This is a genomic window from Marinobacter salinus, from assembly GCF_001854125.1.
Lineage (GTDB): Bacteria > Pseudomonadota > Gammaproteobacteria > Pseudomonadales > Oleiphilaceae > Marinobacter > Marinobacter salinus.
This window is the reverse complement of record NZ_CP017715.1, coordinates 3,466,548-3,479,037: the sequence shown is the minus strand read 5'-3', so window position 1 is coordinate 3,479,037 and position 12,490 is coordinate 3,466,548. Positions and strand designations below refer to the sequence as shown.

At 58.2% G+C, this 12,490-nt stretch carries 11 protein-coding genes; 8 read left to right on the top strand and 3 right to left on the bottom strand.

Annotated features, from left to right (window positions below):
* Positions 1-43: 43 nt before the first annotated feature.
* Entirely contained in the window at positions 44-541 is a 498-nt protein-coding gene (tpx, locus tag BKP64_RS16085) for a thiol peroxidase (protein ID WP_070972429.1), read from the top strand.
* 242 nt (positions 542-783) lie between these two features.
* Positions 784-2,073 carry an MATE family efflux transporter gene (locus BKP64_RS16080; protein WP_070972426.1) on the top strand — a complete coding sequence of 430 codons (1,290 nt, stop codon included), beginning with the start codon at positions 784-786 and terminating at the stop codon, positions 2,071-2,073.
* On the opposite strand, the gene BKP64_RS16075 is transcribed toward BKP64_RS16080, so the two are convergent.
* Entirely contained in the window at positions 2,059-2,484 is a 426-nt protein-coding gene (locus BKP64_RS16075; protein WP_070973729.1) for a thioesterase family protein, read from the bottom strand. The genes BKP64_RS16080 and BKP64_RS16075 overlap by 15 nt on opposite strands.
* 145 nt (positions 2,485-2,629) lie before the next feature.
* On the opposite strand from BKP64_RS16075, the gene BKP64_RS16070 reads away from it, so the two are divergent.
* The 4 genes from BKP64_RS16070 to BKP64_RS16055 all read left to right on the top strand — a co-directional run bounded on the left by BKP64_RS16070 (position 2,630) and on the right by BKP64_RS16055 (position 7,426).
* A complete protein-coding gene (locus tag BKP64_RS16070) occupies positions 2,630-4,267 on the top strand; it encodes an MBL fold metallo-hydrolase (RefSeq protein WP_070972423.1) in 1,638 nt (545 codons plus the stop codon).
* Positions 4,268-4,574: 307 nt separating this feature from the next.
* Positions 4,575-5,918: a succinylglutamate desuccinylase/aspartoacylase domain-containing protein gene (locus BKP64_RS16065; protein ID WP_227515436.1), complete on the top strand. Its 1,344-nt coding sequence runs from the start codon at positions 4,575-4,577 to the stop codon at positions 5,916-5,918.
* A 46-nt stretch (positions 5,919-5,964) separates the two neighbouring features.
* Entirely contained in the window at positions 5,965-6,909 is a 945-nt protein-coding gene (locus BKP64_RS16060; RefSeq protein WP_070972417.1) for a DMT family transporter, read from the top strand.
* A gap of 13 nt (positions 6,910-6,922) precedes the next feature.
* Positions 6,923-7,426 carry a carbohydrate-binding protein gene (locus BKP64_RS16055; RefSeq protein WP_099092565.1) on the top strand — a complete coding sequence of 168 codons (504 nt, stop codon included), beginning with the start codon at positions 6,923-6,925 and terminating at the stop codon, positions 7,424-7,426.
* Here BKP64_RS16055 and BKP64_RS16050 read toward each other — a convergent pair whose 3' ends face one another.
* Entirely contained in the window at positions 7,427-8,623 is a 1,197-nt protein-coding gene (locus tag BKP64_RS16050) for a MalY/PatB family protein (protein ID WP_070972414.1), read from the bottom strand.
* A 228-nt stretch (positions 8,624-8,851) separates the two neighbouring features.
* On the opposite strand from BKP64_RS16050, the gene BKP64_RS16045 reads away from it, so the two are divergent.
* Positions 8,852-9,739: an AEC family transporter gene (locus BKP64_RS16045; protein WP_070972411.1), complete on the top strand. Its 888-nt coding sequence runs from the start codon at positions 8,852-8,854 to the stop codon at positions 9,737-9,739.
* A 22-nt stretch (positions 9,740-9,761) separates the two neighbouring features.
* On the top strand, positions 9,762-10,652 hold the full coding sequence (locus BKP64_RS16040; protein WP_070972408.1) for a prenyltransferase: 891 nt from the start codon (positions 9,762-9,764) through the stop codon (positions 10,650-10,652).
* Here the strand turns inward: BKP64_RS16040 and BKP64_RS16035 are convergent.
* Positions 10,642-12,285 carry a methyl-accepting chemotaxis protein gene (locus tag BKP64_RS16035; protein WP_070973727.1) on the bottom strand — a complete coding sequence of 548 codons (1,644 nt, stop codon included), beginning with the start codon at positions 12,283-12,285 and terminating at the stop codon, positions 10,642-10,644. The genes BKP64_RS16040 and BKP64_RS16035 overlap by 11 nt on opposite strands.
* Positions 12,286-12,490 lie beyond the last annotated feature (205 nt).

Sequence of the window (12,490 nt, the reverse complement as noted above, 5' to 3'; positions counted from 1 at the left end):
AATTACCATCAGATAAACCCACGCACCCGAAAAAGGACCTTCCATGAGTACAGTCAACCTCGACGGTAATCCCATTGAACTGAGCGGCACCTTTCCCAAGCCGGGCGACAACGCAGCTCCCTTCACTCTGACCAACAGCGGCCTGGAAGAAGTGAAACTGGACAGCTGGGCGGGCAAACGCAAGATCCTGAACATCATCCCCAGCATCGACACCGGCGTATGCGCGGCCTCGACCCGAAAATTCAATGAAAAGGCCAGCGGCCTCGACAACACCGTTGTTCTGGTGATTTCCGCAGACCTGCCCTTCGCGGCCGCACGCTTCTGCGGCGCCGAAGGCCTGAAAGATGTCATTACCCTGTCCACGTTCCGTAACTACAGCTTTCAGCAGGACTATGGTGTCGCCATTCAGGATGGCCCGCTGGCCGGTCTTTGCGCCCGCGCGGTTGTGGTCCTGGACGAGGACAACAAGGTGCTGCACAGCCAACTGGTCGACGAAATTAAAGACGAGCCTGATTATGAGGCGGCATTGAAGGCACTCTGACCAGGACTGATTCACTCGGGCTGGCAACCGGGGTGTGTCCTCTGAAACCGTGCGGAGCCATGGATGGCGGAGCCGAGCGTACATGGATGTATTCACAGCGTGTTTCAGGGGGCACATCCTGGTTGCCCGCATGCACCGGCAGCCAAACCTGTTAGAATCCCTCCCCCATTCAAACCAAAGCCCAATCCTGACCTGTGAGCAAACCACCCGAGAACGCCAGCCTCTCCCGCCAGCTCTACACCATGACCTGGCCTATGCTCTTCGGCGTGCTCTCACTGATGACCTTCCAGCTGGCAGACAGTGCCTTTATCGGCCAACTGGGCAGAGACCCACTGGCGGCACTCGGTTTCACCCTGCCAATGCAGCAACTCATCATTGGCCTTCAGGTTGGCCTGGGAATCGCCACCACCGCCATCATTTCACGAACACTGGGCGCTGGTGACGAACTCCGGGCTTACCGACTCGGCGGTCTGATCATCACCGTAGGCGGAACCCTGGTCTTCTTATTGTGTGTCAGCCTATGGCTGTTACAGAGCCGCATCATGACCGCGCTCGGCGCCGAGGATTCACTGTTGCCGTTAATCCGCAGTTACTGGATTCCCTGGCTTCTGGCTGCCTGGGCGGGGGCAGTTCTGTATTTTGGCTACAGCGTGTGCCGCTCCCACGGCGACACCAAATTGCCCGGCTATATGATGGTCGCAACCAGCCTGACCAACATTGCCCTGGATCCTTTGTACATCTTTATTTTTGACTGGGGCCTTCCCGGTGCGGCCTGGGCGACCGTCACTTCCTTTGGCATCGGCTGCCTGGTGATTTATCCGAAGCTCCTGAAGCGTTCCTGGGTCCGTTTTGATCTGCGCGAACTTGCCCTGGTTCAGGCACTGAAGCAGCTCAACGGCATCATGGCACCGGCCATGGTCAGCCAGCTTATGCCGCCAGCCTCTGCCATGCTGGCAACGGCACTGGTGGCGGGCTTCGGATCTGCTGCTGTAGCGGCCTGGGGGCTCGGCACCCGTCTGGAGTTTTTCTCGATCGTAGTGGTGTTGGCCCTGACCATGTCCATGCCGCCGATGATCGGCCGCCTGCTGGGTGCCGGCGATATCGAACAGATCCGGAAGCTGGTGCGCATTGCGGTCCGCTTTGTGGTGGTCTGGCAATTGGCGATCGGCCTGATCTGGCTGGTGGCTTCGGGACTGGTTTCCGAATTGTTCACCAGTGACCAGGAGGTTCAGGGCATACTGGCCGGCTACCTGGTTCGCGTGCCGCTCAGCTACAGCGGCCTGGGTGTGTGTATGCTGATGGTGTCTGTGTGCAACGCCCTGGGGCTGGCTATGCGGGCGTTGCTGGTGTCCACACTACGCCTGTTTCTCTGTTTTCTGCCCCTCCTCTGGCTCGGCAGCCAGATCAATGGCATCTTTGGTCTGATGAGCGGAGCGCTGGTGGGCAACCTGTTCGCCGGAGCCATGGCTTACAGTTTCTATCGCGCCGGCATGACCAGCCTGAGGGCCAGCCTGTCCTCAGCCAAAGCGTGAACGAAAACTCTCCGGTATCGGCACCACTTCTTTGCGCTGGTAGTTGAAGAAGACAAAGCCATACTTCGCCAGCGCTACGGGCTGACCACTTTCAGCCTTGGTGACCCGAAACACGAAATCTCCGCCATACCTGTTGAAATCCATCAGACCCACTTCAAAACGCAGCATTTCCGGGAAAAAAGATTCCGACTGATACATGGTGGCCAGATCGGTCACGATGATACCCGTGCCATCCTTACCCGCTTCCTGTATGCCATAGTTCACCAGAAACTGGGCCCGGGCTTCTGACAGCATGGAAATCAGAGCATCGTTACCCAGATGATTGGCACCGTTGATGTCAGTGATTCTTACCGGCATTCTGGTTTCAAAACAGAAAACATCGTCCGGAAAGGAGAGTTTGATTCTGGCCACGTTGGCTACCTTGTCTGATGAGGTAAACTGGAGCACAGAATGATACGCCTTCGGCATTTTCTGTTCACCTCCCGGTGAATTCGGTATCTTGCTTATTATCCTGTGCGCACCAAGAACAACGACAGACTGGAATAATGGAAAACCTATGGATATTCGCCCTGCCGCAACGCTGGTTCTGACACGCGATACTCAGGACGGCCTTGAAGTGTTACTGCTCCAACGTACCTGGAGTGCCGTGTTTATGCCGGGCTATTTCGTATTCCCCGGCGGGGCCGTCGACCAGCAGGAATCCTTCGCACGCCAACACGTGGTCGGCCCGGAAGATGCCGAGATCAGCCATACTATGAGCCTCGACGAGGGCGGCGCCGACTATATGCTTGCGGCTGTCCGTGAATGTTTCGAGGAGGCCGGAGTTCTGCTGGCAGTGGATCAGGCGGGGCGCACCGTCGGTGGAGATCACGAAGTTCATGCGGATCGGGATGCGGTATTTCGGGGCAACCTGACGCTGGCAGACATCTGCCAGCGTCACAAGCTGACCATTCCGCTGGACCGGGTAGCCTACCTCAGCCATTGGACGACGCCACCGGGCCCGCCTCGCCGTTTCGATACCCGCTTTTTTGTCACTACGGCACCCGAGGGTCAACCGGCCTGCCATGATGGCGTGGAGACCATTGACCATCTCTGGATCCGTCCGGAAGAGGCGCTGGAAGACCACCGCAGCGGTCGCCGGTTACTGGGTCTGCCAACCCTTCGCACGCTTCGGGTATTGAGCGATTTCAGCACGTGTGACGCGCTGATGCGTTATGCCCACGCCAATCCCCCGGAAGCGGCTCCGGACAAACCCTGGCCAGCCATCAGGAAGGGTAAACCGGTGGTCCTGGAACCAGGTGCACCCGCCTATGATGAAGCTGCCAAACTGGACCCGGAGGGAGAGGGTTCGGTCGGTGCCGAGATTATTCCCGGCACTGCGGTGGAAGTTGCCGCCGGCGTAAAGCGGCTCACGGCCCCCAACCCCGGTGTGATGACTGGCCCTGGCACCAACACCTATATCATCGGTCACGATCGGTATACGGTGATTGATCCGGGCCCCGACGACCCGGTGCACATAGCCCGCATTCTTGAGCTGACCGGCGGTCAGATTGACCGTGTGCTGGTCACCCATACGCACCGTGACCACTCCCCTGGCGCACGGTCGCTGAAACAGGAAACCGGCAGCCCGCTGACCGGCCTTCCCGCTCCGGATGGCGCGTCTCAGGATTCCGGTTTTGCACCGGATGAACAGCCGGTTCACGGCGAGTTTATCCACACCGATGCGGGATTACTGAAAGTAATTCACACGCCAGGCCACGCCTCTAACCACTTGTGTTTTCTGCTGACGGATCAGGAACTGCTGTTCTCCGGGGATCACATCATGCAGGGGTCCACCGTCGTGATTAATCCGCCGGACGGCGATATGAAAGCCTACCTGGAATCGCTCTATGACCTGCTGTCAGAGCCAATCCGGTTTATTGCTCCCGGTCATGGTTTCCTTATGGGCCAGCCGGAGGCCGTAATCGATTACCTGATAACCCACCGCCTTGCCCGGGAGCATAAGGTCGCCAAAGCGCTGAAAGAACTGGCGCCGGTAACCCTGAAGGATCTGACCACCAAAGCCTACGATGATGTGCCCGCTGCTATCCACGGCGTTGCGGCACGCTCAGCCCTGGCACATCTGGTGAAGCTTGAATCCGATGGCCGCGCGGATCAGAGCGGCGAACTCTGGCACGCTACAGAGGAAACCTGAATGATAACGGTGGTAACAAAATCGCAACCAGAATTCGCAAAAGTTCCATACCGTTATTCTTCTTCGCGGCGTATAAAGTCCCTTGAAACGCGCTAGAGCACCGGTAACGCTGCTTTGAAGGCTGCGTGAAGAAACCAGGCCCGATTTTCATGAAAGTGGCATTAAACCTTTGTCACAGCTGTATTCATGACCGGCAGTGGCCCTCTATCCTTGAGCGCATTCTGACGACCCGTGAGGAATTATGCTGTTTCACTGGCTTCGAAAACCGACGTTATCCAGATTGTTTCCCTGCCTGATGGCTTTCTTGATGATGCCGACACCCCTGTTTGCCGGTTCATCCGCCGCCTCGGGGAAAAGCAGTTCGGAGATGCTGGTTGCCGAACTGGCCGAAGACGAAAACGTTGAAGATGTTGAGCAGTCCGAACCACGGAAAACGGCAAAACCCCCGAAGACCAAACCTTTAACCTCAACGGTCAGCCAGGCTCCCAAACCGAAACCGGCCAAAAAAGTTGCGCCCAACATTGATCTCAAGGACGTCGCTCCGGCACCGAAAACCGAAGCCGAACCGGTGGTTCAGGACATCGAAACTCCCGAACCGGAGCAGATGGCAAAGACTCCCTTACCGGAAGATAGCGAGGTCCGTCCCGGAGAAGAAGTGACAGCAGCGCCGGTGGAGAAGGCGGTTAAAGCAGCTGAGAACTTCACGTTACTGGGCAACGAAGTACTGCCGGCCACCTCCACCCGACTCGCCTGGTCTCCGGGCATCCAGATTGCAGGCTTGTCACAGCCCACGCCGGTTCTGGTGGTGAACGGGGCCAAGGCCGGCCCAACATTGTGCCTGACCGGCGCGATTCACGGCGACGAGCTCAATGGCATCGAGATCATTCGCCGCACCATGTACGACCTTGAGCCGGAAAAACTCTCCGGCAGGGTAGTCGGTGTCCCGATTGTGAATCTACCGGGATTTCAGCAGGGCAGTCGCTACCTGCCCGACCGTCGCGATCTGAATCGCCACTTTCCGGGCAGTCCGGAAGGCAGTCTGGCCGATCGGATCGCCCATTCCCTGTTCGAGAACATCATCCGCCGCTGCGACATGCTGGTGGATATCCACACCGGTTCACTCAAGCGCACAAACCTTCCGCAGCTTCGGGCCGACATGAATAATCCCGATGTGGCCACCTTCACTCAGGGGTTCGACCGGATGGCGGTTGTCCACAGTACGGGCTCACCCGGCATGCTTCGCAGCGCTTCCGTGGAAGCGGGCATTACCACCGTCACCCTTGAGGCCGGGGAATCCCACCGTATTCAGGAACACCAGATTGAAGCCGGCGTGAACAGCCTTACCAGCCTGATGGAAAGACAGGGCATGATTTCCCGAATGTTCGTCTGGGGCGACCCGGAGCCGGTCTACTACGACTCCGACTGGATCCGGGCGGAACACGGCGGCATCCTGTTCAGTGACGTGGAGCTGGGCGCCCGGGTCTCAGAAGGTGAAGTGCTGGGCTATGTGGCAGATCCGATCACCAATGCCCAGTACCCGATTCGCTCCAGCAGCAATGGCCGAATTATCGGTATGGCGGTCGACCAGGTGGTAATGGCCGGCTTTGCCGCCTACCACATTGGTACGGAGGCAGAAGTTCCGGGAGAGTAGTATCCTATGCGTTTTACCTGACAACACCCAACCAACGGGAGCGAGTGTGTCTTCGGAAAACGCTGTCAGTAATACCAGGTCACTGGGCCTGGCCTACATCGGCCTGGTTCTTACCCCCTTGTTCTGGGCTGGCAATGCAGTGGTGGCACGAGGCACTGTGGAGAGTATCCCGCCCCTGTCCATGTCCTTCTGGCGCTGGGTCATAGCGCTCGCGTTCCTGCTGCCGTTCGGGCTGCCAGGCGTATGGCAACACCGCAAAATCATTCGTCAGCGGCTGGGTTCGATGCTGGCGTTGGCCACCTTCAGTGTCGGCGCATTCAATTCGCTGCTGTATTTTGCAGCCACAACCACCACGGCAACCAATATTGCCCTGATCAATGCCACCATTCCGATCTTTGTTGCCTTTCTGGCGTGGGTCCTGCTGGGCGATCGCACCCGCCCCATTCAGGCAGTGGGTATTGCTCTGGCTGTACTGGGGATTCTGACCGTGGTGGCCAGAGGGGACATTACTGTGCTCACTGGTCTCGAAGCCCAACCCGGGGATCTGATCATGGTCGCTGCGGTCTTCAGCTGGGGGCTGTTCTCAGTGTTGTTGCGCCGCCAGTCGGTTCCACTGCCAGCACTAACATTTCTGACGACGCAGATCTTCCTGGGCGCAATGGTCATTCTGCCGTTTTATCTGACAGATCTGTTTTTCTTCAGCGGCGGATTCGAACTCTCCGGGGAGACCGCGCTACCCTTGCTCTTCGTCGCCATTTTCCCCGGTATTCTGGCCTATGGCTTCTGGAACCACGGTGTGCAAAAAATAGGACCGTCCAAAGCTGCCATTTTCATGTATCTGACACCGGTGTTCGCCTCTGTGCTCGCGGGTATCCTTCTGGGAGAATCCCTGGGGCTGTTCCACATTATCGGCGGACTGTTGATTCTCTGCGGGCTGCTACTGGCTACCCGTGCCGGTCGTCGCACACCTGAGTACCGAAAAATGGGATGAAAAAGGAGACCTTATGCGTGACAAATATTCACTCCAACGCCTCATTTCAATACTGGGATCGGTTAGCCTGGCCGTTGTCGCAAGCCTGGCGATAGCATCAACCGCCGTTGCCCAGCAGCCATGCGATCCAGAAGAGGCAAAATGGGCGCCGGACCAGCACTACACCAAGGACATGGTGGTCCATCACAAAGAGCATTGGTACCAGGCACGAGAATTAAACAACGGCAAGGAGCCGGGCATCACCTTCGAATGGGAGGAACTGGACCAAACTCCCGACTGTGGCCAGCCGTCCCTACCCGGTAACACAGCCGAACGTTCGTCTGCGAAGTCCGGATCGACTCTGTGCGTGCGCCCGGAACACTGGCGTTTCTCCCATGGTTACAGCACAGGAGCGCTGGTCACCCATGGCGGCAAGGTCTGGAAAGCCACCAGCTCAACGTCCGGCGATATGCCCGGCATGGGGGAGCCACCAAGCTGGCAACTGGTGCCGGACCACTGCTCCATGAAACTCGACTGATCAGCTCTTAGCAGTCAGCGCCGTTTCGATACGGGTGAGCACCTCAGTGAGCACCGATCTCGGGCAGCCAATATTCAGTCGCATAAACCCGCTGCCCTGCTCGCCAAAAGAGATGCCGGGGTTCATCCCCACTCCGGTATACCGGACAAAAAACCGTTTCAGCTCGGTATCCAGCATACCGAGCTCGCGACAGTCGAGCCACATCAGGTAGGTGCCCTCCGGGGACGAAACGCTGATACCCGGTAAACGCTGGTTTACCATCTCTTCAACGTAATCCCGATTGGCCTGCAGATAACCCATCAACTCATCCAGCCAGGGGGCGCCTGCCCGGTAGCCGGCTTCAAAGCCGGCTATGCTGAACGGATTGCACTGGGGCATGTGCATGGATTCAAACACGGTTTTCATGGCCCTTCGGTGCTCCGGATCCGGAATCACCAGGGCGGACAGCCCCAGACCGGGCATGTTGAAGGTCTTGCTTGGTGCGATGGCGGTCACCAGTGCATCCTCGGGCCCTGCAAGCGTGGCAAGTACCGAATGCTTCGGCCGATCGGCGAAGGTCAGGTCACAATGGATTTCGTCGGAAATCACCACCAGATTGTGTTTTCGGGCAATGGCCAGAACTCCCTTCAGCTCATCCTCTGACCACACGCGCCCTACCGGATTATGGGGCGAGCACAACAGGAGGATGCGCGCATCCGGACGGGCGGCGCAGGCCTCAAGATGCTCAAGATCCATACCGTAGTGACCTTTACCGGCCCCGACACCTTCCTTCAGGACCAGAGGGTTTTCAATCACCGTCCGGCCAGTTTGCCGGACCGAGCTGAAGAAGGGCGGGTACACCGGGGGCTGGACAATCGCCCCCTCTCCCGGTTCCGAATAAGCCAGACAGGCCGCGTGTAGTGAAGGCACAACCCCCGGGGCCATCAGAATCCAGTCACGCTGGATCTTCCAGCCGTGCCGGACCCCGAACCACTCGACGATGGACTGGTACAGGCTGTCCGGAAACAGGGTATAGCCATACACCGGGTGGGCTGCCCGTTCCCTGAGTGCGTTTGTAACGGCTTCAGGCGCCGCGAAATCCATGTCCGCCACCCACACAGGAACAACGTCATCCCGTCCGAAAACGGCCTTGCGAGCATCGAATTTGACCGAGCAGGTATGTTCACGGAATACGGGCTGATCAAACGGGATGGTCACGAAAGCTCTCCATAAGAGGGTCGAATCAACGGTGGTCACCGCTATTCTGGGGTGGTCGTCGAACCATCGCAACCGCCGGTCTCGCATGACCACGGCCACCCAGACCTTCGGCTTTGGTCGAAAGCCGGCGAATAATACTTGCCGAGAGCGCCGGATACTTGCGAACCTAACGGATTATTCAGACGAATATCCGTTTCTTATTTGCCAAACCCTGGTCGGAGCTCATTGATGATTGGTCAGATTCTGTCCACCATGCTGCCGGTTTTCCTTATTGCCGGCTGCGGCGCACTTTACGGTCGCTACCGCACACCTGACATTCAGGGACTGAATGTGCTCAATATGGAGCTGTTCGTTCCCATGCTGGTGTTTGCGGTTCTCGCCGACCAGCAGGCGCCCCTTCAGGAATACGCCCGGCTCGCCCTGGCCGCGACTGTTGTGGTGCTCGGCTCCGGCATTGTGCTCTACCCGCTGGCGAAAGTTCTGAAGCTGAACCTGAAGACGTTCCTGCCGCCAATGATGTTCAACAACTCCGGCAACATGGGCATTCCGCTGCTGGTTCTGGCTTTTGGCGATGCCGCCTTGCCCGCCGCCATTGTGCTGTTCATTGTCGAAATGCTGCTGCACTTCTCCGTTGGGCTGTACATGCTGGACCCCCACACGTCCATCGTTCAACGCCTGAAACTGCCTATCGTGTTTGCCAGTATCGCGGGCCTCGCGGTCAACCTCGGAGGTGTGCCTCTGCCGGAATGGCTTTTGGAGACCCTGAACATGCTCGGCGGGGTTTGCATACCGCTAATGCTGTTTGCCCTCGGTGTGCGCATGCTGGATGTCGACTTCAGTGACTGGAAACTGGGTATGCTCGGCGCCATTGCCTGCCCGGCCAGTGGCCTGATTCTGGCCTGGCCGATGATTGAGATCCTCAACCTGCCCGGCCTGCAGGTGGCGTCGCTCTGGGTCTTTGCCGCCCTGCCCCCGGCGGTACTCAATTACATAGTCGCCGAACAATACCGACAGGAGCCTCACAAGGTCGCATCCCTGGTGCTGCTCAGCAATCTTGGCAGCCTTGTTGTCATGCCTGTCGTGCTCGGGCTGGTTTTTGCCGCAGGATACATCTAGAACCGGATAGGAACGGAAATCCATGTCTGAAGCCGCCGCAGTCGTACGTGCGTCTCGACCCAACTTCCTGATTCTCGCACCCTTGTGCGCAGGGCTGGGCATAGCCGTCGCCTGGCAACAGGGCGAACCGCCCGCTGCGGTTGATACCCTGCTGGTCCTGATCGGAGCACTGCTCGCTCACGCGGCGGTGAATCTGTTCAATGAATACGAAGACTTTGCCTCTGGCCTGGATCTGATCACCGAGCGGACCCCGTTTTCAGGCGGTAGCGGCGCCCTGCCGGAAGTTCCAACCGCAGCAAGAGGCGTACTCATGGCTGCCCTTGGCACTCTTGGGCTGGTCATCGCCATCGGCTGTTACTTCCTCTGGCAGCGAGGCCTGCCAATGCTGGTACTGGGGGCGGCCGGCGTAGCCCTGGTACTCACCTATACCCGCTGGATCACCCGCTCCCCGCTGTTATGCCTGCTCGCCCCGGGCATGGGCTTCGGCCCGGTGATGGTACTCGGAACACTGGTTGCCCTTGGTGCACGGATGGATGCCACGGCTATCGCCGCCTCGGCCGTCAGTTTGTTGCTGGTGAGTGAACTGCTGCTCATCAATCAGATTCCGGACGTAGAAGCCGACCGGAAAATTGGTCGTCGTCACCTCGTTGTTACCCTGGGTCGGCAGGCTGCAGCCAGACTGGTCGCAGCCCTGCTCGCCGGAAGTTACGCTCTTGTCATCGCGGGCATTGGGGCGGGATGGCTACCTCCGTGGACCTCTGTGAGTCTGTTGCCATCGCCGGCGGCGCTGTGGATCAGCCGGACCTTACCGGCCTGTCTGGACCGGCCAGCTCGCCTCAACGTCGTTCTCGGGGTCAACGTGGCCACCTTGCTGGCCACGCTCGCACTGCTGATCGTCGGACTCAGCCTTTGACCTGAAAAACGCTGACACGGGAGCGCATCTGGCCTGCAAGAGTGGCCAGATCACGACTGGCGCTGGCCACCTGGTCAGAACCGGCCGAGGTTTCAATAGTCGCATCGTGAATACGGCTGATATTCTGGTTAACTTCTTCGGCAACCGAACTCTGCTCCTCTGCGGCACTGGCAATCTGAGCATTCATATCATTGATTGCACTCATTTCGCTGCGAATCCTGCTCAAGGCTTCTTCAGCCCTGGCGGTTTTCTCGACGGTTGTTCGCGCCAGCTCACGACTGCTTTTCATCACCTCAGCCGCATCCCCGGCACCCGTCTGCAGATTACCAATCATTTCCTGGATTTCCCGGGTCGAGTCCTGCGTCCTTGAGGCCAGCGACCGAACTTCATCCGCCACCACCGCGAAGCCCCGGCCGTGGCTGCCCGCCCGAGCGGCCTCGATGGCCGCATTAAGTGCCAGTAAATTGGTCTGCTCGGCAATGGCATTGATGACTTCAATTATTTTCCCAATGTTGGCACTGTCATCTGATACCCGCTGAACAGTTTGCGAAGCCTGCTCAAGGGTCTCTGACAGCTCACCAATCGACGTCGCTGTCTCCTGGACGACCCGATTACCACTCTCCACCTCGGAATCGGCCTTCTGTGTTGCCGTCGCGGCGCTGGCGGCGAATCCGGCAACTTCATTAACCGTTGCGGCCATCTGGTTCACCGCGGTCGCCATCTGCTCGGCCTCGGTGGCCTGCAGGCGAATCTGACGGCTATTATTGTCCGATGTGGCCTCCAGCTCAGAAGATGAGCCGGACAACTCCTCAGCGGCGGAACGAACCTCACGGATAATGCCATCGAGCCGAGTCACGGTTTCCTGCAGTGCCCCCATGACGCTGTCCGGGTAGTCGGTTCGGATATCCTGATCCAGCACACCGTCCGCCAGGCGCCGGATTGCATCCGACACTTCTTCCGGCTCGCCCCCCAATGTATGTCTGATGCTCTGGATTATGATCCAGGCGATCAACGCGCCCAGCAGTATCGCAATGCCGGTCACTGAAAGGTTCAGCGTATTGAAGCCGCTGGCCGTTGCCCGAACCTCGTCCACATCCGCGGCAATAACCTCCTCCTGATGGTTGATGAAGTTATTCACCCGGGCCAGCCATTCGGTGTAGGCGCCGGCGACCTGTTCCAGCAAAAATCGCCGTGAGGCCTCAATCTCGCCGTCCCCGCGCATGCCCAGCAGCTCATTGGTCAGCGCCAGTGCCTGTCGCTCAATAGCTTTGATATCTGCGAGCAACGCCTTCTCGGTATCCGTAGCGCCTTCTTCCCGGAACATCTGATCCATGGGCGCGGCATTGTCACGATAGAACCTTTTCAGCCGTTCGATATCGGCCAGGTGATGCTCCAGTGCCCGATCATTGTGCACCAGCACCGCATCGCGGATCGCGATCGCCCGATCATGAACACTACCCCGGAAATTAATGGCGTAACGCTGCTTAACAGCGGCACCTTCTCCGACCGAGGTCAGCGTGCGGTCGATGAAGCCCACCCGCTGGTTGCCAATCAGACTGATCACGATCATGAGCGACAGAATCAATCCAAAGCCGAGCGCGAGGCGTTTTGAAACAGTAAGCGGGCCAAACATCAGGAGCTCCAAACCAGTTTTATAATAGAACGAGGTTATGTCTTCTGTTAAACCGTCAGTTTGGATCAATCGATGGCAGCGAATGCACCCGATTTTGACAGTTGTTGTCATTATCGAAATCTTTCTTTACCTGGAAGGGGACCACCCGCTTGCAACTGCACGAAAATTAACCGATGGTTGGGAATGAATCTGGTTGATTTCATTC

Coding starts and splice junctions, on each gene's coding strand:
- tpx (WP_070972429.1), top strand. CDS start 44: ATGAGTACAGTCAACCTCGACGGTAATCCCATTGAACTGAGCGGCACC.
- BKP64_RS16080 (WP_070972426.1), top strand. CDS start 784: ATGACCTGGCCTATGCTCTTCGGCGTGCTCTCACTGATGACCTTCCAG.
- BKP64_RS16070 (WP_070972423.1), top strand. CDS start 2,630: ATGGATATTCGCCCTGCCGCAACGCTGGTTCTGACACGCGATACTCAG.
- BKP64_RS16065 (WP_227515436.1), top strand. CDS start 4,575: ATGATGCCGACACCCCTGTTTGCCGGTTCATCCGCCGCCTCGGGGAAA.
- BKP64_RS16055 (WP_099092565.1), top strand. CDS start 6,923: ATGCGTGACAAATATTCACTCCAACGCCTCATTTCAATACTGGGATCG.
- BKP64_RS16045 (WP_070972411.1), top strand. CDS start 8,852: ATGATTGGTCAGATTCTGTCCACCATGCTGCCGGTTTTCCTTATTGCC.
- BKP64_RS16040 (WP_070972408.1), top strand. CDS start 9,762: ATGTCTGAAGCCGCCGCAGTCGTACGTGCGTCTCGACCCAACTTCCTG.
- BKP64_RS16035 (WP_070973727.1), bottom strand. CDS start 12,285: ATGTTTGGCCCGCTTACTGTTTCAAAACGCCTCGCGCTCGGCTTTGGA.